Raw genomic sequence first — 25,150 nt, 5'->3', positions numbered from 1 at the left:
GGTGCAGCTGACCAAGCACAAGCACTCCTGCGTCCGCTTCGACCACGGCGAGCGGACCCTGGTCATAGACCCGGGCGGGTTCAGTGATGTCGCGGCGGCGCTCGACGGTGCTGACGCGGTGTTGATCACTCATGAGCACATGGATCACATCGCGCTCGAACCGGTGCGCGCGGCGCTGAGTGCGGATTCCCGGCTTCAGCTGTGGGCGCCGGCGTCGGTCGCGGCGGTTCTCGCGGAGCTCGGGGAGCAGGTTGTCGCCGTCGGCGCGCAGGAGTCGTTCGAGGCGGCCGGTTTCGCTGTGCAGACGTTCGGTGGCCAGCACGCCCTCATCCATCCGCTGATCCCGATCGTCGCCAACGTCGCGTACCTGGTCGACGGCGCGGTCTACCACCCGGGCGATTCGTTCGTCGTTCCGCCCGTCCCCGTCTCGACGCTGTTGCTGCCGGCGAACGCACCGTGGTCGAAGATGTCGGAGATCATCGACTTCACCGTCGCGATGCGCGCATCCCGGGCGTATCCGATCCACGACGCGCTGGTCAACGACGCGTACGGCGCGATCCTGCAGCGCAACCTGGTGCCGATAGCCGAGCGGTTCGGCGTCGAGTTCAGCTCATGGGAGGCGTCGGTCACCGTGTGAGTGCCCGCGCGGACGGTGGCGCGGGGGTTCGGCCGGCAAGGACGACGCCCAGCGTCTCGGCGTCGATGTTGCCGCCGGTCTGGACAACGGCGACCGATTTCGATGACTCGCGATCGGGGTCGCTCATCAGAGCGGCGAGGGCAAGGGCGCCGGCCGGCTCGGGCACGTTGTGCGTCGTGCGGAACAGCAGGCGCATCGCCTCGGCCGCGGCGTCCTCGCTGACGGTCAGGATTCGCTCCGCACCGGCGACGATGCGCCGGATTGCCTCAGGATCGGGCGAACGCGTGGCGACGCCGTCGACGAAGGTGTCGGCCGACTCGGTGGCGACGACTGTCCCGGCAGCGAACGAGCGTGCGGTGGCGTCGGCGCGTTCCGCGACCACCCCGACAATCCGGGTCGGCAGCCCGAGCAGGTCACGCACGCCGATCAGCGCAGAGCACCCCGAGCCCATCCCGATGGGCACGTAGACCGTGTCGAGCGGCGGCGCGCTCTCGAACAGCTCGAGAGCGTAGGTTGCGACCCCGAGCACGAGGTCGGGGTGGAACGGCGGCACCATCTCCAGTCCCGGGTCGGCGCCGGCCAGCTCGCCGGCGTGCTCCCGGGCGACCTGGAAGTCCGAGCCGTGCTCGACCACCTCGGCCCCGAGGGATCGCATCGCCGCGTTCTTGTCCGGGCTGTTCCCGTGCGGCACGACGATGACGACGCGCAGGCCCGCCGCCCGTCCGGCGAAGGCGAGGCTCTGGCCGTGGTTGCCGGTGGTCGCCGACACGACTCCGGTGACCTCGGGCCGCCGGGCGAGCAACCGGTCGACGAAGACGAGGCCGCCCCGCACCTTGAACGCTCCGACCGGCGTGTGGTTCTCGTGTTTCACCCAGACGTCCACGCCGGTCGCATCGGCGAGAAGGGGCCACTGGTAGGTGGGCGTAGCCGGCATCGTGCGGCGGACGAGCGTGGTGGCGGCCTCGAGTTCAGCCCGGGTGAAGGACATGCTCCGAGTCTCGCCCCCCGCGTCGAGTGCGCCCAACGATTTGGGCGGGCCAAACCCGAAGAACCGGTCTGATGAACGGGGCCGCAACGACTTGCAGTGCAACTAGTTGCATAGGTAGGGTCTGGCTCGTGGCGCTGGAGCACGCGATCCTGGTGTCGCTCGCCGAGCGGGCGAGCACCGGATACGACCTGGCCCGCCGCTTCGACAAGTCCATCGGCCAGTTCTGGACGGCCACCCACCAGCAGGTCTACAAGGTGCTGGCCCGGATGGAGTCGGCCGGATGGATAGCGTCCACCCACGTCGCGCAGGACGGCCGTCCCGACAAGAAGGTGTACGACCTCACCGCCGCCGGGCGCGACGAGCTGCGCGACTGGATCGCGCAGCCGGCCGAGCCGGAAGCCGCACGATCCGACCTCGCCGTGAAGATCCGCGGTGCGTCCTACGGCGACGCGAAGGCCGTGGCCGACGAGGTGCGCCGCCACCGGGCGGCGCACGCCGAGCGGCTCGAGTTCTATCTCAACAACGAGAAGCGCGAGTTCCCCGACCCGTCCGCACTGCGCGGCCACCGGCTGCACCAGTGGCTCGTGCTGCGCGGCGGCATCTCTCTCGAACGCGGCCTCATCGACTGGTACGACGAGGTCGCGGCCGCCTTGAGCCCGAAGGGCAGACGATGACCGAGACAAGCCGCTATCCGCATCTGCTCGCGCCACTCGATCTCGGCTTCACCACGCTGCCGAACCGGGTGCTGATGGGCTCGATGCACGTCGGCCTCGAGGACCGGCCCAAGAACCTGTCGCGGCTGGCCGAGTTCTACGCCGAGCGGGCCCGCGGCGGCGTCGGCCTCATCGTCACCGGCGGCTTCGCGCCGAACCGCACGGGCTGGCTGCTGCCCATGGCCGGCAAGCTCACGAGCGGGCGCGAGGTCGGCCGTCACCGCGAGATCACCGCCGCGGTACACGACAACGGCGGCCGGATCGCCCTGCAGGTCCTGCACGCCGGCCGCTACGCCTACCACCCGTTCAGCGCCAGCGCGTCGCGCAGCAAGTCGCCGATCACCCCCTTCGGCGCCCGGGCGATGAGCAGCCGCGAGATCCGCACGACCGTCGACGACTTCGCGCGCTCGGCCGTGCTTGCCCGCGAAGCCGGCTACGACGGCGTCGAGATCATGGGCTCCGAGGGATACCTGATCAATCAGTTCCTCACCGCGCGGGTGAACAAGCGCCGCGACGAGTGGGGTGGCACGCCGGAGAAGCGGCGCCGGTTCGCCGTCGAGATCGTCCGCAAGACCCGCGAGGCCGTGGGTCCGGACTTCATCGTCGTCTATCGCATGTCTCTGCTCGACCTGGTCGACAAGGGGCAGAGCTGGGACGAGGTCGTCGCGCTCGGCAAGGACGTCGAGGCGGCCGGCGCCACGCTGATCAACACCGGCATCGGCTGGCACGAGGCGCGGGTGCCCACGATCGTCACGTCCGTCCCGCGCGCCGCCTTCAGCTGGGTCACCGGCAAGCTGCGCCCCGAGGTGGGCATCCCGGTCATCGCGTCCAACCGCATCAACATGCCGGAGACGGCCGAGGAGATCCTGGCCCGCGGCGACGCCGACATGGTGTCGATGGCCCGCCCGTTCCTCGCTGACCCCGAGTGGGTGCGCAAGGCGGCCGACGACCGCAGCGACGAGATCAACACCTGCATCGCCTGCAACCAGGCCTGCCTCGACCACACCTTCCAGCACAAGATCGCGAGCTGCCTGGTCAATCCCCGCGCGGCGCACGAGACCGAGCTCAAGCTGCTGCCCACGCGCCGGGCGAAGCGCATCGCCGTGGTCGGCGCCGGTCCGGCCGGGCTGGCCGCGGCCACCGCCGCGGCCGAGTGCGGACACGACGTCGAGCTGTTCGAGGCCGATGCCGAGATCGGTGGCCAGTTCCAACTCGCCCGGCGCATCCCCGGTAAGGAGGAGTTCGCCGAGACGCTGCGCTACTTCACCCGGCGCCTCGAGCTGACCGGCGTGAAGGTCCACCTCGGCTCGGCCGTCACTGCGGCCGAGCTGGTCGAGGGCGGGTGGGACGAGATCGTGCTCGCCACGGGCGTCACGCCGCGAACCGTCGCCCTTCCCGGCGCCGACCGTCGCAACGTCCACAGCTACGCCGACGTCATCCTCGGCAAGGTCCGGTTGGGCGCGCGGGTTGCGGTCATCGGCGCCGGCGGTATCGGTTTCGACGTCAGCGAGTTCCTCACCTCGACCAGCGAGCGCGGGGTGGCCCAGGATCGCGATGAGTGGCTCGCCGAGTGGGGCGTGGCCGACCCCGCCACCGCCCGCGGCGGCCTCGTGCCCGCGACACCGGTGCGGCCACCGCGTCAGGTCTACCTGTTGCAGCGCAAGTCGACGAAGGTTGGCGCCGGGCTCGGCAAGACGAGCGGGTGGGTTCACCGCAGCGCGCTGCAGGCCCGCGACGTCGAGTTCATCCGCGGAGTCACCTACGACCAGATCGACGACGACGGCCTGCACATCACCATCGGCGAGAAGAACCCGCGGCTGCGCGTCCTCCCCGTCGATGACGTGGTCATCTGCGCCGGCCAGGAACCGCGCCGCGAGCTCGTGACCGAGCTCGCGGCGGCTGGGGTCAAACCGCATCTGATCGGTGGCGCCGACGTCGCGACCGAGCTCGACGCCAAGCGGGCGATCGACCAGGGCACTCGGCTCGCTGCTCGCCTCTGATCCGTCCACAACTGGGGACAAGACCTGTGGACGAGCGGTGCAAAACCCTCGCCTTCGGGGGATAACCCGGCTCGAACTGTGGACGACGCAAAGAAGTTCGACGGACTTCGGAACAGCTCTTGTGCGGCGTTGGGGAAGGCAGTAGACATAGCCCATCGCAGCGCAGAGAACCTGATTCGAGGGAGACCTCGGAAGCCGGATCGGCCGGGAAACCGGAAGGTTCGGTAGGGGGATCGAAGCGGGCGAGACGGTTCGGCAAGCCGGTCGGTCTTCGGATTCGGCGGGGCGGTCGGGTCGGGTCGGACAGGCCAGTCGGTCCTCGGATCGACCAGGCGGGAAGACGAACGTGGGGCCCTGTCATCTCATACATGACAGGGCCCCACACCTATGTTCAGCGTTGTGCCTCCCCAGTGTGCCGGGTGACAGCGCCGGAGCCGGTAGCGACACGGACCGAATGCCGCCTGCGTCACACCCGCCGAGACGACCCGTCAGGCGGCCAAGGCCCGGTCGGCCAGGCGTTGCACCTGCGCCTTGCCGTTCTGCGCCTGCTCGACCAGACGCGCCATCTGCCCGAGCTGCGAATCGGAGCCGATCCGGGTGGCCCGCACCACGAGCCGACCGCCGACGTTCACCGTCGCGCCGATCACCGGATCGCCCGGCGACACCTCGACCGGCACGGACTCGCCGGTGACCAACGAGGTGTCGACCGCCGAGCTCCCGTCGACCACCTCGCCGTCGGTCGCGACCTTCTCGCCGGGACGGACGACGAACCGATCACCCACGCCCAGCTGACCGACGGGAATTCGTACCTCGCGGCCGTCGCGGAGGACGCCGACGTCCTTCGCGCCGAGGTCGAGCAGCGCGCGTAGCGCCGCACCCGACCGGCGCTTGGCGCGGGCCTCGGCATAGCGACCGGCCAGCAGGAACACGGTGACCGCGGATGCCACCTCGAGGTACAGCGCGTCGCCGTCGGATGCCGTGAAGCTGAACCGCATCCGCATGCCGGTCTCACCGGCGGTTCCGGCGAACAAGGCCCACGGCGACCAGAGGTAGGCCGCGCGAGCACGCCGAGCGAGATGAGGGTGTCCATCGTCGTCGCTCGATGGCGCAGGTTCGTCCACGCCGCCCGGTGGAACAGCAGGGCGCCCCACACGACGACGGGCGTCGCCAGCACCAGCGCGACCCACTGCCAGTAGCGGAACTGCAGCGACGGCGTCATGGAGACGACGAGGACCGGCAGCGCCAGCCCGGCGCTGACCAGCAGCCGGGTGCGCAGGGACCCGGTGTCGTCGGTGCTCGCCGGCGCGTCGACGGACGCGGTGTAGCCCACCTTCTCGACCGTCCCGAGAAGTTGCTCGACGGTCACCGAGTCGGGGTGCGTGACGCGGGCCTTCTCCGTCGCGTAGTTGACGGTCGCGGTCACGCCCGCCAATCGGTTGAGCTTCTTCTCGATCCGGGCGGCACAGGACGCGCACGTCATCCCGCCGATGGCGAGCTCCACGACGTGCGCGGCCGGGTCGGCGGTCTTCTCGGTCATGCCAACCGGTAGTCCCCGGCCTCGTCCAGAGCGGAGGCCACCCGTTCGTCGCTGACGGGCATGGTGCTCGTCACGCGGACGGTGGACGTGCCGCCGGCGTCGAGGTCGACTACCACATCGCTGACGCCGTCAAGGGCGCCGATCTCCTGGCGCACCGCGTTCACGCAGTGCTCGCATGTCATACCGGTGACCGAATAGGTGTGCACGCTCATCGGATCTCCTTGCCTGACGGATACCTATGGGGGGTATGCGGACAGCATACCCCGATTCGAGACTCCGCCTCGGGGGTAGGCCCTGTCGGGAACGACATCGGCAACGAAGGAGCAGGCATGAGCAGCGAGGGCAAGATCACCGAAGCCGGCGAGGGCCTGTCGGACGAAGAGATGGTCGAACAGGTCGCCGAGCAGACCTCGAGCGACATTCGCGAGGCGGATGTGTTCAAGCGCGAGGCCGACGGCACCACGACTGACACCGAGGCGGCCAAAGCGTCGGGCGACGAGTGGTCTGACGGCTGACCGGCGCGGTGGGCGGTTCTCGGGGCAACGCGTGGACGAGCGCGTTGCTCGGTGGCGTCGCCGGCACCGCGGTCATGAGCGCGGCGCTGGCCGCCGAGACGGCTGTGCGCGCCGACTCCGACGGTCCCGTCGACTATGACGCCAGTGATCACGTCGTCATCGCGGCCTGCCGGGCCGTCGGGCGGCGACCACCGCGAAGCCGTCGCGCGAAGTGGGCCGTCTTCACCGCCGTGCATTGGGGATACGGCAGTGCAGTGGCGCTGGCCTACGAGCCGGTGCGCCGGGCTGCGGGCAACGAACTCGTCGCCGGGGCGGTGTTCTACGCCGGCTGCCAGACCATGGCGCTCGTCCTCTTCCCGACCCTCGGCGGCACACCGCCACCGTGGCGGTGGAAGCGCGAATTGCTCGTTTCGTCCTTCTCCGTGCATGCGCTCTACGCCGCGACGGTCGTCGTGGTGTCCCGCGCCGGGCGCCGCGTCTCGTAGGCTCCTCCGATGCTGACCTACCCGCAGGGTGCGCGCGCCCGCGTGCACGCGGCCGCGAACCCGATGCGCCTGGTCCGCATCCCGCGCGACCTGGAACCGATCACCGGTCGCAGCGATCGGGAGGTCGACCCGACCTCGGCCGGCATGACCGCGGACGGCGTCGAACGGATCTGGACGGCGGCCGAGCGGCTGTTCCGCCGCGGCATGAACCCGGCGATCACGCTGTGCGTGCGCCGCAACGGCCAGGTCGTGCTCGACCGTTCGCTCGGCTGGGCTCGTGGGGCCGGCCCGGGCGAGGGGCCGCACGCCGAGCGGGTGCTCGCCACTCCCGACACCCCGTTCTGCACCTTCAGCTCGTCCAAGGCCGTCACCGCCACCGTGGTCCATCAGCTCGCCGAGCGCGGCATCATCCATCTCGGTGACCGGATCACCGACTACCTCCCGGAGTTCGCCGGAGGTGGCCGTGACGCGATCACCATCGCCCAGGTGCTTTCGCATCGCGCCGGAATCCCGCAGCTGCCGCGCGACATGATGGACCTCGAACGGCTCGAGGACCCCGAGCGCATCCTCGAGGCGATCCCCAAGCTGCGCACTGTCCACCGGCCCGGCGCGGCGGTGGCCTATCACACGATCTCGGGTGGCTTCGTCCTCGGCGAGGTCGTCCGGCGCGCCACTGGCGACGACATCCGGACCGTGCTCGCCCACGGAATCCTCGGCCCGCTCGGCTTCCGCTGGACGAACTTCGGCGTCGCGCCGGAGGACGTCGCGCAGGTCGGGCTCGCGTACCCGACCGGCCCGCGCATGGTGGCGCCGGTCTCGGGACTGCTCACCCGCGCGCTCGGGATGCCGTTCGACGAGCTGACCGAGCTGTCGAACGACCCGCGCCTGCTCACCGGCATCGTCCCGGCCGGCAACGTCGTGTCGACCGCCTTCGAGATGTCGCGGTTCATGGACCTGCTGCGCGCCGGCGGCACGCTGGACGGGGTGTCGGTGCTCAAGCCGCGCACGATCCGGCGGGCGACGGCCGAGACGTCCTACCACGAGTTCGACCGCACCCTCGGCTTCCCGATCCGCTACTCGCAGGGCTACATGCTCGGTGCCAAGACGCTGAGCCTGTACGGCCCGGACACCGATGAGGCGTTCGGGCACCTCGGGTTCACGAACGTGTCCATGTGGGCGGACCCGCGTCGTGAGCTCGCGGTCGGGCTGATCACCAGCGGCAAGCCCGTCGTCGGTCCCCACCTGGACGCGCTGTGGCGGCTGTTTCGGCGGATCGGCGTCGAGTCGCCGAAGGTGAAGCAGCCCGCGCTCTACCAAGCGTGATCAAGAGATCGGAACGGTCGATATTCGACGAATCCGATCTGTTGATCAGGTGCATCACGCGGGGTCGATCACGCGGGGTTGATCAGGAGGGGTCGGGGAGGGTGAACTCGGTGCCGGTCATGACCGCGCCGAGATGCCGGCCGGGACGCAGCCACGACGCCAGGTTGCCGTTGGAGCGCACCTCGACGGTCACCAGTGCCGGGCGGGAGCGGGCCTTGCCGGTCAGCACGGCCGAGCGCACGGAACCGTCCGGCCACGCCTGAACGACCCGCCCGGTCGTCTTGACCGGCAGCTTCGGCGCGATGGGCCGGGCCGTCACCCGCACCGTCCACCCGTCGCCTTCGGCCGTCATGGCGAGTTCGGTCGGTTCGCCGGTGAAGCGGGCCAGAACCTTCGGCAGTGACCAGTTCTGCCGGCCGCCCACGACGCTGTCGCGGGAGTCGACCGCCATGAACGGGATCGTCACCGCCACGTCGCGCCCGGTGCGAAGAGCGACGCCGCCGAACACCTCGTGATAGGTCCCCACCGGCGTGCTCGCATAGGAGATCAGCCCTCCGATGACGACGGGCGCCTTCGCGCCGCGCGCCACCTCGCGACCGGCGACGGCCAGCGCACGTGGACCGCCGCGCGCCAGCCAGACGATCCCGGTGCTCGTGCAGTTCCACGGCGCCGGTGGCGCAACGGCCGGCAGGTCGGGCGACGTCGCCGGCGCGAAGGTGGACTCGGGCACGCCGGGCACGGCGAGCAGGTCGGCCGGCGTCATCGGACCACGATCGGCAGCCGCAGGGCGCCCGGCGCCGCTTCCGGCACCGCCGGCCGTGTGGGCGCCACAGGCGTCAGCCGCTCGTAGCCTGCCCCGAGAGCCGGACGCGGGTCGGGGTCAGCCCTGTTCGGCCAGAACGCCATGGCCCGCTCAGCCTGCGCGGTGATGGTCAGCGAAGGATTGACGCCGAGGTTGGCCGACACTGCCGACCCGTCGGCCACGTGCAGGCCGGGATGACCGTAGACGCGCTGGTACGGATCGATGACGCCCTCCTCGGGGGTGGCGCCGATGACGGCGCCGCCGATGTAGTGCGCAGTGGACGGAATGTTGAACGCGTCGGCGTACATGCCGAACGCATCGCCGTCGATCTTCTTCGCGAAGCTGCGCGCGACATCGTGCGCGAGCGGGATCCAGTCGGGGTTCGGTTCACCGGTGCCCTGCTTGGTCTTGAGCCGGTAGCCGAACAGACCACGCTTGCCGAACGAGGTCAGCGAGTTGTCCAGTGACTGCATCACGAGCAGGATCACCGAGCGCTCGGACGCGCGGTGGACGCGCAGGCTGCGCAGGAACCGCATCGGGTGGAACAGCACGATGAGCAGGAAGCGCAGCAGCCGCATCCGGCCGCCGTCGACGAGCGGCGCGGTCAGCGGGAACAGCGCGTTCTGCCCCTTGCCGTACCGGCAGACCTCGATGTGCGTGTTGGGTTCCGGATGGATGGACGACGTGATGGCGACGCCCTGGGCGAAGTCGTAGCGGCTGCGGCTCGACATCGACAGGACGGCCTCGGAGTTCGTCCGGCTCAGCTCACCGAGCCGGTCGGAGATGTTGGGCAGCGAACCGCTGTCCTTGAGCTGGTGCAGCAGCTTCTGCGTGCCGAGGGCGGCGGCCGCGAACACGACCTGCTCGGCAGTGAAGCGCCGCGGCTTCTTGCGCAGCCAGCGGTCGGACCGGACCGTCGACACCTCGTAGCCGCCGCCGGCGAGCGGACGGACGTCGGTCACCGTCGTCAGCGCGTGGACCTGGGCGCCGCCCTGCTCGGCCAGGTAGAGGTAGTTCGTCGTGGTCGAGTTCTTCGCGTTGTGCGGGCAGCCGACGAAACACCCGGCGCAGTGGATGCACCCGGTGCGGCGCGGGCCGGAGCCACCGAAGTACGGGTCCTCGACCTCGACCCCGGGCTCGCCGAAGAAAACGCCGACGTTCGTGGTGTGGAACGTGTCGCGCACGCCGAGCTCGTCGGCGACCTGGCGCAGGACGTCGTCGGCCGGCGTCATCCGCGGGTTCTCCGCCACCCCGAGCATCCGCTTCGCCTGGTCGTAGTAGGGCGCCAGCTCGCTTCGCCAATCAGTGATGTGCGACCAGTGCGGGTCGTCCCAGAAGTTGTCGAGCGGCTCGTAGAGCGTATTGCCGTAGATCAGCGAGCCGCCTCCGACGCCGGCCGCGCTGAAGAGCGTCACGTTGCCCAGCAGGCTGATCCGCTGCGTCCCGGTCAGCCCGAGGCGAGGTGCCCAGATCGAGTCCCGCAGTTTCCAATTCGTCTTCGGGAAGTCGTCCGAGTGCCACCGGCGGCCGGCCTCGAGGACGCCGACGCGGTAGCCCTTCTCGGTGAGGCGCAGGGCGCTGACACTGCCGCCGAATCCCGAGCCGATGACGATGACGTCGTAGTCGAAATCGGACACCAATGCTCCTGCCAGTGGACGGAGCGCTAGCCTAACGGACTGTTGACAGCGCGCCAATAAGGAGCAGGGACGTGACGGCACCGACGCAGCGCATCCCGGCCGAGTTCCGGTACTGGGACCGGCTGCAGGAGCCCGTGGTGCAGCGCGCGCGTAAGGCCTGGCGCGCCGTCTGGCGGTTCGACCCGCAGCCCGACGACGCCTACGTCCAGAGATTCGCTGCCGCGTACTACGACACCGACCCGGTGGCCGAGGCCTTCGTTGCCGACGTCTACGACGCCCGAGGAGCGAAGGCCGGCCGGGAGATGCTCGACCGGGCGATCGAGCACGGCATCGACTCGGTTCCCGACGCACCGGATTCCATGCGCCGCCTCTTCGCCGAGTTCGAGATGCCGCCGCCCTGGCTCGACCGCGACCTCGCCGACCGCGGCGCCCGCGTGTTCCGCAGATGGGGCACATCCGTGTTCAAGTTCGCCACAGCGTCGACGCTGGAGATGTACACCGAGAGCTCCATCGCCAAGCCGCTCGCGCTGTCCGGTGGCTACACCGGCGAACGGGCGCACCACCGGCAGATGGAAACCGTCCGCTTCTGGATCGACATCTCCGAACCGGGCGGCCTCGACCCGGGTGGCCCGGGACGGGCGACGGCCATGCGCGTCCGAATCATGCACGTCTTCATCCGCCGCCGGCTGATGGACCACGCCGAGTGGAACCTCGACGCATGGGGTGCGCCGATCAGCGTTGCCGACGCGGCCCTGACGCTCATGGGCGGCAGCGTCGTCCCCGGCCTGTCGCTCTGGTCAGCCGGACACCAGACGACAATCGCCGAGATCGAGGCACTGCTGCACTTCTGGCGCTACGTCGGCCACCTGCTCGGCGTGCAGCCCGACTGGTACCCGCGCGACTTCCGCGAGTCCGTCCAGCTGATGTTCGCCGCCTTCGTCAAACGCGCCTACGCCGCCGGCGCGGACGGCGACGAGCTGATCGAGTCCTACCTGCCGGCGTTCGCGCCGAAGCCCGGCTCGCCGTGGCCGAAGCGGGTGCGCGACGAGGTCGAGTACCGCGCGCTCGTCGGCTACACCCGGTTCTGGATGCTGCCGCAGAGTTACAACTCCCACACGATGCCGCGGGCGTGGCCGTGGGTGCTGCTGCCGTTGCTGCAGGCACCCTTCCTGCTGGTGTTGGAGACGCTGCGCCGACTCCTCCCGCCGCTCGACCGGCTGGCCGATCGCAACCAGCGCCGCCGCCGCGAGTCCTGGTACCGCAACCAGATGGGGGAGGAGCAGGCCGAATTCATGCCGGCCGAAGCGCTGCGCCGATGAGCCGTCGCGCCGCTCCGGACCGGCAGGCCCGCGCCGCACGGGTCGACCTGACCGGCCGCACCGTCATCGTTTCCGGAGCCAGCCCGGGCTCACTCGGCTTCGCGACGGCACAGGCGCTGGCCGACTGGGGCGCCCGCGTGGTCGTCACGACGCGCACGGCCACCGACGCGACCGTCGGGCAGCTCACCACCGCCGGACGCACGGTCGTCGGTCATCCGCTCGACCTCACCGACGCCGCGTCGGTGGCGCGGTTCGCCGACTGGTTCGCCGACACGCAGGGCAACGCACTCGACGTCCTCGTCAACAACGCCGGCGTCCATCTCGACCTGCGTTCGAAGTGGACGCAGCCCCGGCTGACCCCGGACGGCTACGAGATCCACTGGCGGACGAACTATCTAGGGACGATGCACCTGACCGCCCGGCTGCTGCCCGCACTCGTTGCCGCCGGCGCCGCTACCGGGGATGCGCGCATCGTCACCGTGGTGTCGAAGCTGCACGTACGTGGCCGCAACGAGTTCCTGTTCAAGGCGCTCGAGCCGTACCACTCGTGGGATGCGTACGGCCTGTCCAAGCTCGCGCTCGTGCACGCGTCCCATCAGCTGGCCACTCGTGAGGCCGAATCCGGAGTTCGCGCCTACACGCTGCATCCCGGCTCGGTGTTCAGCCACATCGCCGACAAGGGGCTCGAGGAGTCGCGGCTGCTCGGCGGGCTGCGCAAGGTGTTCGCACCGATCGAGTCGCGGATGTTGCTGTCGCCCGAGCAGGGAGCGCAGACGACTTTGCACTGCGCGACCGCCGCTGAGCTGCCGAGTGGCTACTACCGCGCCTGCGCGCCCGCCGACCCGAGCGCTGAGGCCCACGACACCGCCGTCGGTGCCCGGCTGTGGGACGAGACGCGGACGTGGATCGAGACGCTCGGCTGAGCCATCAGCGTGGCTCGCCGCGAACCGCCCGCCCGGGATACGCATCGGTCTGCAGCACGGCGTCGCGCACGACGAAGGTGCCGTCAACCAGCAGATGCCGCACGCCGACCGACGGCACGCACGAGTCGAGGTAGGTCGCGACATCGCTAATCGCACCGGGATCGAGGACGACGACGTCGGCGTCGGCGCCCGGCGCAAGATGACCCTTGCCGGCGGCTGAGGACGTCACGTCGTCCAGCACGCGAGCCGGCAGGTACGAGCAGCGCCGGAACGCCTCGAGCCAGGTCCACGACTGTGTCTCTCGCACCATCAGGCGCAGCGTCTTGGCGAAAGTGCCGGCCGTGCGCGGATGCGTGGACGCACCGGGCGGCAGCGGCCACTCGCGGGTGTCCACCGCCCCGTCGGGCCACACCAGCGGCATGGCGTCACTCGCCACGATCGCGTCCGGATACGCCAGCGCCCGGTGCAACAACGCGCCATCGGCCGCGTCCTGCTCGTCGAGGAAGTCGAAGATGCAGGCCGCGCCGGGATCGCTCGCCCGCACCTCGCGCAACCGCCCGGCGTCGGCGATCCGCTCGCCCGTCCGCACCAGCAGGATGTCCGTCGGCCGCAGCCCCCAGACCCCCAACCGGCCGGGATCGAGGAAGTACGCCCCGATGGCCGTGCTACCGGCACCGTAGGGGTAGGCCTCGACCGTCACGCGGGCGCCGCCGGCTCGCGCGCGCGCGAGCGAGCCGAGGACCCGGTCGACGTGCCGGCGCGAGGTGCTGTTGACGTGGCAGTGGTGCATCGCCGCGCCGGTCTCAGCGGCCGCCCGGACGATTTCCTCGGCTCCGTCGATCGGCACGGTCGGGTCGGCTTCGACCAGCTCGCGCACGTGCGTGTAGGTGGGCGCTCCCGCCCCTGCGGCGAGGCGGGCAACTGCCAGGAACTCAGTCGGGTTCGAGCGGGGTGCATACCCGATCAGCACGCCGATACCGAGCGCGCCGCCGGCCAGCTCGTCCTCGAGCAGCCGAAGCCAACCCGCCAGCTCGGCCGGGCTGGACGACCGCTGCCATCGGGGATCGCCGAGGACGGCGAGGCTGCCGGTGATGGACGCGTCGGGCTGCACGCCGGTGAGGACGACGGCGCGCGCCGATGCCCACGAGGCCGAGAAGCCGTAGTTCAGCGGCCGCCCTTCCTCGGCCGCCCTCGCGTACGCGCGGCCGAGCGGCATCATCCCGGCCTCGAGGTCGAGCGCCGTGGTGACGCCGTCCATCGCTTGCAGTCGCTGACCGGCGATCGAGTGCACGTGGCTGTGCAGGTCGACCAGGCCGGGGCCGACGACGAGGCCCCGCACGTCGACGACCGTGGCGTCACCGATGTCGGCGTCGATGTCGGGTGCGACGGCGGCGATCCGGCCGGCGGAGATGAGGACGTCGGCGGTCCCGTCGAAGCCGGTGCCCGGATCGACGACCCGTCCCCCGCGCAGGAGGACCTCGCTCATGCCCTCACTCCGTTCGGGCCTGCACAGCCGCAAGCGTCGCTCTCATGAAGCCACGAGGTCGACCCACACCCGCTTGCCGCCGCGCCGGTCCTCGGCCCCCCAGCCCGCCGCGACCGCAGCCACGAGCGCCATGCCGCGGCCGGTCAACCGGTCCAAGGACGGCTCCTTGACGACCGGATGGATCGCCGACCCGTCGGCCAGCGCGATCCGGACCCCGTCGGAGCGGCCGATGACCTCGAGTTCGAAGGGGCCGCTCCCCGACGCATGGCGGTACGCGTTCGCGACCAGCTCGCTGACGACCAGCTGCGCGTCGTCGCTCAGCTCGGCCAGGTCCCACACGTCCAGAAGCGCCGCGACAACACGCCGGGCGGCCCGTGGGCCACCGGGTTCGGCCGGAAGATCGACGGCCGCCCGCCATTGCCCCATAATTTCTCTCCTGTCGGGTACTTACTACCCGGCGGGAGGCGGAATCCTCCGGTTCGCACTGACCCTGAGCGATTCCACCCATTTGGGACAGAGGTGTTCAAGCGGCGTAGCGTGCGCCGAGGATCGCCGAAACGACGAGGCCGAAGCCAACGGCAGACGGGGGTGGATCCGCAGATGTGCGTGGCTGCGAGCCGCCGCTATCCCGCCGACCCGGCCGCACCCGCCGCCGCCCGTCACTTCGGTGCCGCGGCGGTGATATCGGCACTCACGCCGGCCGGGTGGAACCTCGCCGACGACGTCACCCTGCTCATCAGCGAGCTGGTGACCAGTGCAGTGATCGCCGACGCCAGTGCTGTCGAGGTGCTCGTCGACCTGCACCGTGACCGCCTGGATGTGACCGTGACCGACGACCGCCCCGTTGCGGCTGCGGAAGCGGATGGGGGCGACGTCGTCCCCGACCCGGTCGCCGGGGACCCCGCCGATGCTGGTGGCCGCATCGTCGCGGCGATCAGCACGAACCGCGGTGTCCGTGCCGCCTCCAACGGGCGGACGGCCACCTGGGCCCGGCTGCCCTGCGACCCGCGGTTCACCGCGGGCATCAAGTGCGAGCAGGCCGGTACAGGTTGATCGGCCGTCCGGTCGCGCCGTACTCGAGGTCGAGCTCGAGCACGCCACGCCGGTGCAACTCGCTGAGGTAGCGCTGGGCCGTCGGCCGGCTGACGCCAACCGTGCTGGCGATGTCGGTCGCCGCGACCGGTCCGGAACTCTCCTGGACGGCCCGGAGAATCTTGGCCATCGTCGGCGGCAGCAGGCGTGGTTTGTTGCTGCCGTCGCGCGATCCGCGCAGCATGTCGTACAACGAGTCGACGGTGGCCTGGTCGGCCTCATCGCCGCCGGCCGCACCGGCGACCTCCAGCCGCCACCGCCGGTAGCTTTCGAGCTTGTCCTTGAGCTGGCCGAAGCCGAACGGCTTGACCAAGTAGTACATGGCCCCGATGCTCATCGCCGCGCGGACGGACTCGAGGTCACGCGCGGCGGTGATGAAGATGCAGTCCGGGGCGTTGCCGGCGCCGGTGAGCGAGCGCAGAAGACTGAGTCCGTCCTCATCCGGGAGGTAGATGTCGAGGATCAGCAGGTCGGGCTGGTCCTCCCCGATCTTGGCCCGCGCCTCGGCGGCGGTGTGGGCTTGCCCGACACAGACGAACCCCTCGATCCGTTCGACGCTGGTGGCGTGGATGCGCGCGACGCGGAAATCGTCGTCCACCACCAGAGTGCGGATCGGCAGCTGCGATGCGTCCATCACGAATACCGTTTCGCTACGGCGGCCGCCCGGCTGTCCCGCCGCTCCGGCAAGGGCATCCGAACTTCGAAGCGGGCGCCTTCTGCCGATGTGGCAGTGACCGTCCCGCCGGCCCGGTGCACGAGCCGCTGGACGAGGGCGAGCCCGAGGCCACGCCGCGACGGCCCGCGCGGAAACTTGGTCGAGTAACCGTCCTCGAAGATCTGACCGATGGCGTCGGCCGGAATCCCAGGCCCGTTGTCCGACACCACGATCACGATCTCCTCCTCGTCTTCGAGGTGGACGCTGATCCGGCGGGGGGCGCTCGCGCCGGCCGTCGCGTCGATCGCGTTGTCGATCAGGTTGCCGACGATCGTCATGATGTTCTGCGCTGCGCTGTCAGGCACATCGAGATGCGAGGTCGGGGAGATCTCGAGCTGGATCTCGCTCTCGGCCGCGACGGACACTTTGGCGAGCAGGAGCGCGGCTACGACCGGCGGCGAAATCCGGGCCCGGAGGTCCTCCGCCGACACCATGTGGTTCTCGGCGATCGTCTCGACGAAACGGCTGGCCTCTTCGTAGTCGCCGAGATCCATGAGGCCGGCGATCACGTGAAGTCGATTGGAGAATTCGTGCTCCTGGGCCCGAAGCGCGGTGGCCAGGCCCGTCATCGCGTGCAACTCCCGCACGAGCGACTCGAGTTCGGTGCGATCGCGCAGCGTGACGACGCTGCCCACGTCGCGTCCGGCGACCACCACCGAATTGCGGTTCACGACCAGTAGCGAATCGTCGGTCAGCACGGCTTGGTCCGGCCCCTCGGCGGAGCCGTTCAATACATCGCGCAGCCGGCCGGGCGGCACGACCTGGTCCACCGAGCGCCCGATGACCGTTCCGTTGAGCCGCATGAGGCGACGCGCTTCGTCGTTGATCAAGGTAATCCGGTTCTTGGCGTCGAAGCCGATGACGCCTTCCCGGATCCCGTGCAGCATGGCCTCGCGGTCCTGCAGGAGCGAGCCGATCTCGGCTGGCGCCAGACCGAATGTCGCCCGGCGCAGCCCGCGCGTCATGAGCAGTGCGACGAGGACGCCGATGCCGAGGGCCAAGCCGGAGTAGAGCGCGATGGCCGTGATCTGTTCCCTGATCGCGCCGGCCATCCGCGCCTCCACGATGCCGACCGAGACCTGGCCGATGACCGCGCCCGACGCGTCGAAGATCGGTGCCTTGCCGTTCGCTGATCGCTTCAGACTGCCGTGGTCGATGCCCACGTGGTTCCGGCCGTCCAATGCGGCGACCGGTTCCTCCAGCTTCTTGCCGATGAGCGAGCGATTCGGATGCGAGAACCGGATGCCGGCCCGATCGGTGACGACGACGTAGGAGACGCCCGAACGGTGGGCAACGCGCTCGGCGATCGGGTCGATGACCTGCCGTGGATCACCTGCCGCGACCGCGCTCTGGATCTGCGGCATCTCGGCGACCACATCGGCAACCGACACCGCCCGGTCCTCGTACTGTCGATCGAACGTGCGCTTGGTCAGTTGCACATCCAACACACCGCCGATGACGACGGTGGCCAGAAGGATGACGAGGACGGCAAGCAGGATCCGTGATGCGAGGGTCTTGAGCCGCCACATCGGTGCCCACCTCCAACTGCCGCAACGCACTCGGCAGAGCGGTTGCCCGGCATGTAAGCACGCTACGCGTCGCCGGGGGAAGCGGCGCCGAGCACAACGCACACAACCTGTCGAAACGTTCGCGTGACGAGCAATTCACCGCCTATCGCGGGCATCGCGGCGAAGTCGGAGAACGAACACAACGCTTCCGGCCCGCCAGGTCGACGCGCACCCTTCTGCAATCACGACGGCAGAGGAGTTCGACCACTCATGACCACCACCAACGCCATAGAGCTGAACGGGGTGTCGAAGAGATTCGCCACGCCCTCGGGCGGCATCTACACGGCGCTGCGCGACCTGCACCTCACCGTCGCGCCGGGCGAGTTCTGCGCCATCGTCGGACCCACCGGTTGTGGCAAGTCGACCACGCTGACGCTCGTCTCCGGGCTCGAACGCGCCAGCACGGGGACCGTCGAGGTCGACGTCGTTCCCGTCACCGGTATCACGCCCGGTGTCGGGTTCATGTTCCAGAACGACGCGGTGTTCCCCTGGAAGAGCGTCCTCGACAACGTGGCCTGCGGGCCGCGATTTCGGGGCGCCGGGAAGCGCGCCGCGATCGAGGCGGCGCGCGACTGGCTTCGCCGGGTCGGCCTCGGCGGCTTCGAGGACCGTTACCCGCATCAACTGTCTGGCGGTATGCGCAAGCGGGTCGCGCTGGCCCAGAGCCTCATCAACGAGCCGCGAGTGCTGCTGATGGACGAACCGTTCTCCGCTCTCGACGTGCAGACGCGATCGATCATGGCCGACGAACTGCTTGCTCTGTGGGAGCAAACCCGTCCGGCGGTCATCTTCGTGACCCATGACCTCGAGGAGGCCATCCCCCTCGCCGACAAGGTCGTCGTATTGACCGCCGGTCCAGGTCGGATCAAGGCAACGTTCCGCATCGACCTGCCGCGTCCGCGCAAGGCGCAGGAGATCCGGTTCACCGACGAGTTCGTCTCGATCTACTCCGAGATCTGGGAGGCGTTGCGCTCCGAGGTCGAGACCGCGTATGCGCGCAGCACGACGGAGGTGTCGGCATGACGCAGGCCCGCCCCAAGACCGAGCACGATGTGACCGCGCCACTCGACGCGGCGATCGAGGACGACGACCGGGCGCGCGTCCGGCAGGTGCGGCGCGGTCGGGTGCGGCGCCGCATCCTTCTCAACCTGGCCCGGTTCGCGCTGCTGGTCCTCGCTCTGGGGTCGTGGGAGATCGGCGTCCGGACGAAGCACATCGACAAGTTCTTCTGGGGCCAGCCGTCAGGGGTCTGGAAGCAACTGAAGGTCTGGGTCACGGACGGCACAGCACAGGGATCGCTCGCCGAGCAGATCATGGTGACTCTGCAGGAGGCCGTGTACGGGTTCCTCATCGGCGTGGCCCTCGGAGTGCTGCTCGGCATCGCCCTCGGCCGCAACCGATTCCTGTCGGACCTGCTGTCGCCCTTCATCAAGGCGGCGAACTCTATCCCGCGCATCGTGCTCGGGTCGCTGTTCTCCATCGCCTTCGGTTTCGGGCTGACGTCCAAGGTCGTGCTGGCGGTGGTGCTCGTATTCTTCGGGGTCTTCTTCAACGCCTTCCAAGGCACACGCGAAGTCGACCGCAACCTGCTGTCCAACGCTCGCATCCTCGGTGCCTCCCGATGGCAGACGGTGCGTCACGTCGTCCTCCCGTCCGCATTCACGTGGATCCTCGCCAGCCTGCACGTCAGCTTCGGCTTCGCGCTGATCGGAGCCGTGGTGGGCGAGTTGCTCGGTGCGGACAAGGGCATGGGGCTGCTCATTCGCAATGCGCAGAACAACTTCTCACCCAACGGTGTCCTCGCCGGAATGGTCGTGATCGGCGTCATCGCCCTGGTCGCGGAGGCACTCATCACCGCGCTGGAGAAGCGGCTGCTGCGCTGGCGGCCGCCGCAGATGGCTGGTGACGCCGGTATCTGACCACCTCTGACGAATTCGTCACGTTGCACTCACAAACAAGGAAGGCATTTCTCATGACCAGACGAACGATCACGGCGGCGGTCTCGCTCATCGCCGCGACGGCACTTGCCGTCACCGGTTGCAGCAGCAAGGCCTCGCAGAGCAAGGGAGCGAGCGGGAGCGCCGCCAAGGCGGTTTCCGCCGGCGCGCCCAAACTGACCATCATGGTCGGCGGGCTGTCGAAGCAGATCTACCTACCGTTCATGCTCACCAAGCAGCTCGGCTACTACGCCAAGGCCGGTGTCAACGTCAATCTCATCGACGAGCCGGCCGGCGGCGACGCGACCAAGAACATGATCGCCGGACAGGTTCAAGGCGTGGGTGGCTTCTACGACCACAACATCGCGCTGCAGGCGCTGGGGAAGTCGTCGGAGTCGGTCGTCTCGATGCTGCAGATTCCCGGCGAGGTCGAGGTCTGCCGCAGCGACCTCAAGGGCAAGATCAAGAGCCCGGCGGACTGGTCGGGCAAGCGACTGGGCATCACCGACGTCGGCTCGTCCACCGACTTCCTGACGCAGTACCTCGCGACCAAGAACGGCGTTTCACCGGCCAAGACGGTCCGCCGTGGCGTCGGCGCCGGATCGACCTTCATCGCCGCCATGAAGCAGAAGGCGATCGACTGCGGAATGACGACCGAGCCAACGGTGTCACAGGTTCTCGGCGACAACACCGGCTTCATCCTGCTGGACATGCGGACCGCGGCCGGGTCGCGGCAGGCGCTGGGGGGGACGTACCCGGCCACCTCGTTGTACATGACCACTGCCTACGTCGACGCGCACAAGGACGTGGTGCAGAAGCTGGTCAACGCCTACGTCTCGACGCTCAAGTGGATCCAGTCGCACACCGGCGCACAGATCGCCGACATGATGCCGGCCGACTACTACGCCGGTGTGGGGAAGTCGACGTATGCGAAGGCGCTTGACTCGGAGAAGGGCATCTTCAACCCGAACGGCCTCATGCCGACTGACGGCCCCAAGACCTGCCTGGCCGTTCAGGACGCGTTCAACGACACCGTCAAGGGCAAGAAGATCGACCTGGCGAAGACCTACACCAACGAGTTCGTCCAGGCAGCTGTGCCACTGGCCTGATAGCGGCTCGGCTCAGCACGCGACAGGGCCGGCTCGGGGCAACCCGAGCCGGCCCGTCTGCATCACCTGCCGGCCGCGACAGCCGTCACGTCCGAACGGCCGACTCCTCGCTGATCACCGCCGCCGCCGGAACGGAGCGGACCACGACTGACCCAATGCGTTTGGGCAGCGCGGCCGCGGCGAGGATACCGACTGCCGACAGCCCCGCCCCGACCCACAACGCGGTGGAGAAGTGATCGACGAACGTCCGCGTCGAGGTGTAGACGCCGGGCGATGAGAAGACCGACGCGAGCACGGCAATGCCGAACACGCCGCCGATCTCGCGGACCGAACTGTTCGTCCCGGAGGCGATCCCCATCTCCGCCGGCGCGACGGAGCCGACCACGGCGTTGGCCACTGACGGGAAGCACAGCGAGATTCCGACTCCGGCGACACCGAGCGCGGCGGCCAGCCACGTGTAGCTCATCCCCGGCTCGGCGATGACCGCGATCCAACCCAGGCCGCCCGCCTGCAGCGCGAGCCCGGTCAGCATGAGCGGCCGGGTGCCGATTCGGTCGGCCAGGATGCCGGCGATGGGCGAGACAACCATTGGAGCGCCTGTCCAGGGCAGCGTGCGCAGGCCGGCCGCGAGCGGTGAATAGCCGAGCGCGGTCTGCAGGAACTGCATCATCAGGAACAGCACGCCGAACAGGGACGCGTACATCAGGAAGCTGACGGCGTTGGCCGCGTTGAAGGCGCGCGAGCGGAAGAGCTCGGCGGAGAGCATAGGCGTCGCTGTGCGGCGTTCCCAGAGCAAGAACGCGGTTACGAGCGCACCGCCGGCGAGCAGCGCGGTGATCGTCTCGCCACTGCCCCACCCCACGCGGTTCGAGCGGATCATGCCCCAGGTGATGCCGAAGAAGCCGGCGGCGGACAGGGTCAGGCCCGTCAGGTCCAGCCGCGAGCGCGGCCCGAAGCTCTCGGTCAGCCGTGAGAGGGACAGCGGGACGAGCGCGAGCCCCACCGGCACGTTGAGCCAGAAGATCCAATGCCAGCTGATGCCGCTGACGATTGCACCGCCGACCACGGGACCGGCCGCGACGGCCAAGCCGGTGATGCCGCCCCACAGGCCGATGGCCGCGCCACGATTCTCGGCCGGGAAGGCCTCGCTGATCAGGGTCAAGGTGATCGGCATGACCGCGGCGGCCGCCGCACCTTGGACGCCGCGGGCGGCGATGAGCATGCCGACACTCGTCGACAGCGCCGCCGCGGCCGACGCGACCGTGAAGCCGGCCAGCCCTATCGCGTAGACGCGGCGCCGGCCGAACCGGTCACCGACGGCGGCTCCGGTCAGCAGCGCGATGGCGAAGGCGAGGTTGTACGCGTTGACCGTCCACTCCAGGTCGTCGAGGCTCGCGTGCAGGCTCCCGCGCAGCGCGGGCAGCGAGTTGGCGACGACGAGCGTGTCGAGCGCGGTCATGAAGACGCCGAGCGAGGCGAGGACGACCGTCCAGCTCGCGTGCGTGGGCTTGCCGGTTTCCATTTCGAGGTTCTCCGTCCGGGCGAGGAAGTCCGTTCGAAGGGATAGACCCGCGGCCCGTCGGGAACTGGTCGGCTCGGCACCGATCAGTTCCGGTCCCGATCGGTGTCAGTAGTGAGGGGGACGATCACGAGAGAGGTGACCATGTCGGCAGAACTCCTACTGCAGGCCCGGGCGGGGGACCGCCAGGCGTTCGCTGCCCTCGTCGAGCCACACCGCGGCGAACTGCAGGTGCACTGCTACCGCATGCTCGGCTCGCTTCAGGACGCCGAGGACGCGGTGCAAGAGACGTTGCTGTCGGCATGGCTGGGGCTGGAGGGTTTCGAGGGCCGGTCGTCGATCCGCACATGGCTCTACCGGATCGCCACGAACCGGTGCCTGAACCTGTTGCGGTCCTCGAGCCGCCGTCCCGTCCCGGCCGAGCCGGCGACGTCGGGACGTCCGGAGCCGACCCACCTGGGCGAGGTGTTGTGGTTGCAGCCCTACCCCGACGCACTGCTCGATTCCGTGCCCGACCAGACGCCGGGGCCCGAGGCCCGCTACGAGTCCCGCGAGGCGATCTCGCTCGCCTTCGTGACGGCGGTGCAGCTGTTGCCGCCGAACCAGCGGGCCGTCCTCCTGCTGCGCGACGTGCTCGGCTACCGGGCGAGTGAGGCCGCCGAGCTGCTCGGGCTCACCGAGGGCGCGGTCACCAACGCGCTCAGGCGGGCGCGGGCGTCGATGGATTCCGCTCGATCGGCGGGGCCGCCGCCGCCGGCGCCGCGCAGCGATGAGGAACAGGCGCTGCTCGACCGCTTCCTCGTGGCCTTCACCGAGCTCGATGTCGATGCTCTCGTCGCGCTGATGACCGACGACGTCTGGGTGCGGATGCCCCCGCTTCCGTTCGAGTACCAGGGGCGAGCGGCAGCGCACCGGTTCTTCACCGCCGTCTCGGGCGACGTACGCCGCTTCGACCGGATGGTGCCGATCCGGGCCAACGGCCAGCCGGCGTGGGGTGAATACCTGCGCGATGCGGTCAGCGGACGGCTGCGTCTGGCCGGCGTGCTGGTCATCGGCCTGGCCGGCGACCAGATCTGCGACCTGGCGCGATTCGAAACCTCGGTCGCGCCGTACTTCGGCCTGCCCCGCACGCTCGATTAGGACGCCTCCGCACGCCGGCCAAATCGTGTCCGACCGCTGAGATACCGTGGCCGGATGAGCGATGCTTCTCCCGCTCCGGCCAACACGAAGCTCGATGCCGCCGTCCTCAAGGTGGCCGGTGTCGTGGTGCTCGGGGCGATCATGTCCATCCTCGACATCACGGTCGTGAGCGTCGCGCTACCGACGTTCCAGACGGTGTTCCACACCAGCTACGCCAACGTGGCGTGGACGATGACGGGGTACACCCTGGCGCTGGCCACAGTGATTCCGCTCAGCGGCTGGGCGGCCGACCGGTACGGCGCCCGGCGGATGTACATGACTGCGCTCGTCTTGTTCGTCCTCGGCTCGGCGCTGTGCAGCACGGCGTGGAACATCGGCTCGCTGATCACCTTCCGGGGGCTGCAGGGGCTGGGCGGCGGCATGCTGATGCCGGTCGGCATGGCGATCATGACGCGGGCGGCCGGCCCGGAGCGGATCGGCCGCGTGATGGCCGTTCTCGGCGTCCCCATGCTGCTCGGGCCGATCACCGGGCCGATCCTCGGTGGCTGGCTCATTCAGGCGGCGAGCTGGCACTGGATCTTCCTGATCAACGTGCCGATCGGTGCCGCAGCCCTCCTCTACGCCTTCCTGGCCCTGCCGAAGGACTCGCCGCAGCCGTCGGAGGCGTTCGACTTCCTCGGCATGTTGCTGCTCTCGCCGGGCTTGGCCCTGTTCCTGTTCGGGGTCTCGTCGATTCCGGGCGAGGGGACGGTCGCGGCCGCCCGCGTGCTCATCCCGGGGGCCATCGGCGCGGTGCTGGTCGGCCTTTTCGTGCGGCATGCCTTCCGGCCCGAGCACCCGTTGATCGATCTGCGGCTGTTCAAGAACCGCCAGCTGACGATCTCGACGATCGCGATGTTCCTCTTCGCGATCGCGTTCTTCGGCGCCGGTCTGCTGATCCCGAGCTATTTCCTGCAGGTGCGCGGTCAGTCGACGCTGCACGCCGGGCTGTTGGTGGCGCCCCAGGGCATCGGCGCGATGATCACCATGCCGCTTGCCGGCTTCCTCGCCGACAAGATCGCGATCAAGAGGATCGTCGTCCCCGGCCTGGCGTTGATCGGCTGCGGCATGGCGGTGCTCACCCAGGTCGGCCCGCACACCTCGTACCTGCTGATCATGGGTGTGCTGTTCACCATGGGGCTGGGCATGGGCGGCACCATGATGCCGCTGTTCACGGCGGCGCTGCAGACGCTGAGCGGGCCGACCATCGCCCGAGGTTCGACGCTGATGAACATCATGCAGCAGATCGCCAGCTCTATCGGCGCCGCCGTGATGTCGGTGATCCTGACCAACCAGGTGCGCGACTCGACGTTCGCCGGACCGGCCATCGCATCGCGACACAGCAAGTCGATCGCGGACAAGCTGAGCCCCGCGCAGTTGGCCAAGGGCTTCTCCGATGCTGCGGATGGTTTCGCCACGACCTTCACCGTGGCGCTCGTGCTCATTTTCTTGACCGTCGTCCCGGCGCTGTTCCTGCCTCGGCGCAAGGTGGAGGGGCCGGCCGTCGCCGCCGCCAGCGAGCCCAGTTCGGTCCCCGTCACCATGCACTGACCCAGCCGGCCGAGAGCGACGTCTCGCCGCTGCCGCCGCCCGTTGCTAGAACGCGCTTCGTCCTGGGTAAAGGGCAGGGCAATTGCTGCTCCTGGCCCGTGAGCGCGCGCTGCTG

General features: G+C 69.5%; 23 protein-coding genes and 1 pseudogene. 14 read left to right on the top strand and 10 right to left on the bottom strand.

The window, feature by feature from the left end:
* Position 1 precedes the first annotated feature (1 nt).
* Positions 2-637: an MBL fold metallo-hydrolase gene (locus ABR571_RS00390; RefSeq protein WP_409451200.1), complete on the top strand. Its 636-nt coding sequence runs from the start codon at positions 2-4 to the stop codon at positions 635-637.
* Here the strand turns inward: ABR571_RS00390 and ABR571_RS00385 are convergent.
* Positions 627-1,625, bottom strand: coding sequence for a threonine dehydratase (locus ABR571_RS00385; protein ID WP_409451199.1), 999 nt, complete (start codon positions 1,623-1,625; stop codon positions 627-629). The two genes, ABR571_RS00390 and ABR571_RS00385, sit on opposite strands and share 11 nt — an antisense overlap.
* Positions 1,626-1,753: 128 nt before the next feature.
* Here ABR571_RS00385 and ABR571_RS00380 point away from each other — a divergent pair, with 128 nt between their 5' ends.
* Positions 1,754-2,299, top strand: coding sequence for a PadR family transcriptional regulator (locus tag ABR571_RS00380; protein ID WP_409451198.1), 546 nt, complete (start codon positions 1,754-1,756; stop codon positions 2,297-2,299).
* Positions 2,296-4,338 (top strand): FAD-dependent oxidoreductase, encoded by a 2,043-nt coding sequence (locus ABR571_RS00375; RefSeq protein ID WP_409451197.1) that lies wholly within the window; start codon positions 2,296-2,298, stop codon positions 4,336-4,338. The genes ABR571_RS00380 and ABR571_RS00375 overlap by 4 nt, the downstream gene beginning before the upstream one ends.
* Positions 4,339-4,832: 494 nt before the next feature.
* Here ABR571_RS00375 and ABR571_RS00370 read toward each other — a convergent pair.
* A pseudogene (locus ABR571_RS00370) lies at positions 4,833-5,875 on the bottom strand (heavy metal translocating P-type ATPase); the annotation flags it as partial.
* Entirely contained in the window at positions 5,872-6,087 is a 216-nt protein-coding gene (locus ABR571_RS00365) for a heavy-metal-associated domain-containing protein (RefSeq protein WP_409451196.1), read from the bottom strand. The gene ABR571_RS00365 and the pseudogene ABR571_RS00370, both read right to left, overlap by 4 nt.
* A 117-nt stretch (positions 6,088-6,204) precedes the next feature.
* On the opposite strand from ABR571_RS00365, the gene ABR571_RS00360 reads away from it, so the two are divergent.
* The 3 genes from ABR571_RS00360 to ABR571_RS00350 are packed head-to-tail and all read left to right on the top strand — an operon-like array spanning position 6,205 to position 8,198.
* Positions 6,205-6,390 (top strand): hypothetical protein, encoded by a 186-nt coding sequence (locus ABR571_RS00360; protein ID WP_409451195.1) that lies wholly within the window; start codon positions 6,205-6,207, stop codon positions 6,388-6,390.
* 8 nt (positions 6,391-6,398) lie between these two features.
* Entirely contained in the window at positions 6,399-6,875 is a 477-nt protein-coding gene (locus ABR571_RS00355; RefSeq protein ID WP_409451194.1) for a hypothetical protein, read from the top strand.
* A 9-nt stretch (positions 6,876-6,884) separates the two neighbouring features.
* Positions 6,885-8,198 (top strand): serine hydrolase domain-containing protein, encoded by a 1,314-nt coding sequence (locus tag ABR571_RS00350; RefSeq protein WP_409451193.1) that lies wholly within the window; start codon positions 6,885-6,887, stop codon positions 8,196-8,198.
* Positions 8,199-8,280: 82 nt separating this feature from the next.
* Here the strand turns inward: ABR571_RS00350 and ABR571_RS00345 are convergent, their stop codons facing one another.
* A complete protein-coding gene (locus tag ABR571_RS00345) occupies positions 8,281-8,961 on the bottom strand; it encodes an acetoacetate decarboxylase family protein (RefSeq protein WP_409451192.1) in 681 nt (226 codons plus the stop codon).
* Positions 8,958-10,637, bottom strand: coding sequence for a GMC oxidoreductase (locus ABR571_RS00340; RefSeq protein ID WP_409451191.1), 1,680 nt, complete (start codon positions 10,635-10,637; stop codon positions 8,958-8,960). Before ABR571_RS00340 ends, ABR571_RS00345 begins: the two co-directional genes overlap by 4 nt.
* A gap of 71 nt (positions 10,638-10,708) precedes the next feature.
* Between ABR571_RS00340 and ABR571_RS00335 the strand changes: the two genes are divergently transcribed.
* Together ABR571_RS00335 and ABR571_RS00330 are read left to right on the top strand one after the other, a co-directional pair.
* Complete coding sequence (locus tag ABR571_RS00335) at positions 10,709-11,956, top strand: oxygenase MpaB family protein (protein ID WP_409451190.1); 1,248 nt, start codon at positions 10,709-10,711, stop codon at positions 11,954-11,956.
* Entirely contained in the window at positions 11,953-12,879 is a 927-nt protein-coding gene (locus ABR571_RS00330) for an SDR family NAD(P)-dependent oxidoreductase (RefSeq protein ID WP_409451189.1), read from the top strand. Before ABR571_RS00335 ends, ABR571_RS00330 begins: the two co-directional genes overlap by 4 nt.
* 4 nt (positions 12,880-12,883) lie before the next feature.
* Here the strand turns inward: ABR571_RS00330 and ABR571_RS00325 are convergent, their stop codons facing one another.
* Positions 12,884-14,392 (bottom strand): amidohydrolase family protein, encoded by a 1,509-nt coding sequence (locus ABR571_RS00325; RefSeq protein ID WP_409451236.1) that lies wholly within the window; start codon positions 14,390-14,392, stop codon positions 12,884-12,886.
* Between the two features lie 15 nt (positions 14,393-14,407).
* On the bottom strand, positions 14,408-14,791 hold the full coding sequence (locus tag ABR571_RS00320; protein ID WP_409451188.1) for an ATP-binding protein: 384 nt from the start codon (positions 14,789-14,791) through the stop codon (positions 14,408-14,410).
* Between the two features lie 174 nt (positions 14,792-14,965).
* Between ABR571_RS00320 and ABR571_RS00315 the strand changes: the two genes are divergently transcribed.
* Entirely contained in the window at positions 14,966-15,418 is a 453-nt protein-coding gene (locus tag ABR571_RS00315; RefSeq protein WP_409451187.1) for a hypothetical protein, read from the top strand.
* Here ABR571_RS00315 and ABR571_RS00310 read toward each other — a convergent pair.
* Entirely contained in the window at positions 15,390-16,091 is a 702-nt protein-coding gene (locus ABR571_RS00310) for a response regulator (RefSeq protein WP_409451186.1), read from the bottom strand. The two genes, ABR571_RS00315 and ABR571_RS00310, sit on opposite strands and share 29 nt — an antisense overlap.
* Positions 16,091-17,701: an ATP-binding protein gene (locus ABR571_RS00305; RefSeq protein ID WP_409451185.1), complete on the bottom strand. Its 1,611-nt coding sequence runs from the start codon at positions 17,699-17,701 to the stop codon at positions 16,091-16,093. The genes ABR571_RS00310 and ABR571_RS00305 overlap by 1 nt, the downstream gene beginning before the upstream one ends.
* Positions 17,702-17,950: 249 nt before the next feature.
* Here ABR571_RS00305 and ABR571_RS00300 point away from each other — a divergent pair, with 249 nt between their 5' ends.
* From ABR571_RS00300 to ABR571_RS00290, 3 genes are read left to right on the top strand one after another with little or no spacing between them, the layout of a single operon-like run.
* Positions 17,951-18,763, top strand: a complete 813-nt coding sequence (locus ABR571_RS00300) for an ABC transporter ATP-binding protein (RefSeq protein WP_409451184.1) — start codon at positions 17,951-17,953, stop codon at positions 18,761-18,763.
* Positions 18,760-19,659: an ABC transporter permease gene (locus tag ABR571_RS00295; RefSeq protein WP_409451183.1), complete on the top strand. Its 900-nt coding sequence runs from the start codon at positions 18,760-18,762 to the stop codon at positions 19,657-19,659. Before ABR571_RS00300 ends, ABR571_RS00295 begins: the two co-directional genes overlap by 4 nt.
* Before the next feature lie 53 nt (positions 19,660-19,712).
* Entirely contained in the window at positions 19,713-20,786 is a 1,074-nt protein-coding gene (locus ABR571_RS00290; RefSeq protein WP_409451182.1) for an ABC transporter substrate-binding protein, read from the top strand.
* Positions 20,787-20,871: 85 nt separating this feature from the next.
* Here ABR571_RS00290 and ABR571_RS00285 read toward each other — a convergent pair whose 3' ends face one another.
* A complete protein-coding gene (locus ABR571_RS00285; protein ID WP_409451181.1) occupies positions 20,872-22,308 on the bottom strand; it encodes a DHA2 family efflux MFS transporter permease subunit in 1,437 nt (478 codons plus the stop codon).
* A 141-nt stretch (positions 22,309-22,449) separates the two neighbouring features.
* Between ABR571_RS00285 and ABR571_RS00280 the strand changes: the two genes are divergently transcribed.
* Together ABR571_RS00280 and ABR571_RS00275 are read left to right on the top strand one after the other, a co-directional pair.
* A complete protein-coding gene (locus tag ABR571_RS00280) occupies positions 22,450-23,445 on the top strand; it encodes a sigma-70 family RNA polymerase sigma factor (protein WP_409451180.1) in 996 nt (331 codons plus the stop codon).
* A gap of 54 nt (positions 23,446-23,499) precedes the next feature.
* Positions 23,500-25,035 (top strand): DHA2 family efflux MFS transporter permease subunit, encoded by a 1,536-nt coding sequence (locus ABR571_RS00275; protein ID WP_409451179.1) that lies wholly within the window; start codon positions 23,500-23,502, stop codon positions 25,033-25,035.
* Positions 25,036-25,150 lie beyond the last annotated feature (115 nt).

This window comes from Jatrophihabitans sp. (assembly GCF_046262535.1).
Taxonomy (GTDB): domain Bacteria; phylum Actinomycetota; class Actinomycetes; order Mycobacteriales; family Jatrophihabitantaceae; genus Jatrophihabitans.
Note: the sequence above shows the minus strand (reverse complement) of the source record. Positions and strands in the feature narration are given on the sequence as shown.

Excerpts from the sequence above, each read along its gene's own strand:
- ABR571_RS00320 (WP_409451188.1), bottom strand. The coding sequence starts at position 14,791 with ATGGGGCAATGGCGGGCGGCCGTCGATCTTCCGGCCGAACCCGGTGGC.
- ABR571_RS00300 (WP_409451184.1), top strand. The coding sequence starts at position 17,951 with ATGACCACCACCAACGCCATAGAGCTGAACGGGGTGTCGAAGAGATTC.
- ABR571_RS00360 (WP_409451195.1), top strand. The coding sequence starts at position 6,205 with ATGAGCAGCGAGGGCAAGATCACCGAAGCCGGCGAGGGCCTGTCGGAC.
- ABR571_RS00290 (WP_409451182.1), top strand. The coding sequence starts at position 19,713 with ATGACCAGACGAACGATCACGGCGGCGGTCTCGCTCATCGCCGCGACG.
- ABR571_RS00275 (WP_409451179.1), top strand. The coding sequence starts at position 23,500 with ATGAGCGATGCTTCTCCCGCTCCGGCCAACACGAAGCTCGATGCCGCC.
- ABR571_RS00295 (WP_409451183.1), top strand. The coding sequence starts at position 18,760 with ATGACGCAGGCCCGCCCCAAGACCGAGCACGATGTGACCGCGCCACTC.
- ABR571_RS00305 (WP_409451185.1), bottom strand. The coding sequence starts at position 17,701 with ATGTGGCGGCTCAAGACCCTCGCATCACGGATCCTGCTTGCCGTCCTC.
- ABR571_RS00310 (WP_409451186.1), bottom strand. The coding sequence starts at position 16,091 with ATGGACGCATCGCAGCTGCCGATCCGCACTCTGGTGGTGGACGACGAT.
- ABR571_RS00350 (WP_409451193.1), top strand. The coding sequence starts at position 6,885 with ATGCTGACCTACCCGCAGGGTGCGCGCGCCCGCGTGCACGCGGCCGCG.
- ABR571_RS00375 (WP_409451197.1), top strand. The coding sequence starts at position 2,296 with ATGACCGAGACAAGCCGCTATCCGCATCTGCTCGCGCCACTCGATCTC.
- ABR571_RS00330 (WP_409451189.1), top strand. The coding sequence starts at position 11,953 with ATGAGCCGTCGCGCCGCTCCGGACCGGCAGGCCCGCGCCGCACGGGTC.
- ABR571_RS00385 (WP_409451199.1), bottom strand. The coding sequence starts at position 1,625 with ATGTCCTTCACCCGGGCTGAACTCGAGGCCGCCACCACGCTCGTCCGC.
- ABR571_RS00280 (WP_409451180.1), top strand. The coding sequence starts at position 22,450 with ATGTCGGCAGAACTCCTACTGCAGGCCCGGGCGGGGGACCGCCAGGCG.
- ABR571_RS00365 (WP_409451196.1), bottom strand. The coding sequence starts at position 6,087 with ATGAGCGTGCACACCTATTCGGTCACCGGTATGACATGCGAGCACTGC.
- ABR571_RS00315 (WP_409451187.1), top strand. The coding sequence starts at position 14,966 with ATGTGCGTGGCTGCGAGCCGCCGCTATCCCGCCGACCCGGCCGCACCC.
- ABR571_RS00285 (WP_409451181.1), bottom strand. The coding sequence starts at position 22,308 with ATGGAAACCGGCAAGCCCACGCACGCGAGCTGGACGGTCGTCCTCGCC.
- ABR571_RS00345 (WP_409451192.1), bottom strand. The coding sequence starts at position 8,961 with ATGACGCCGGCCGACCTGCTCGCCGTGCCCGGCGTGCCCGAGTCCACC.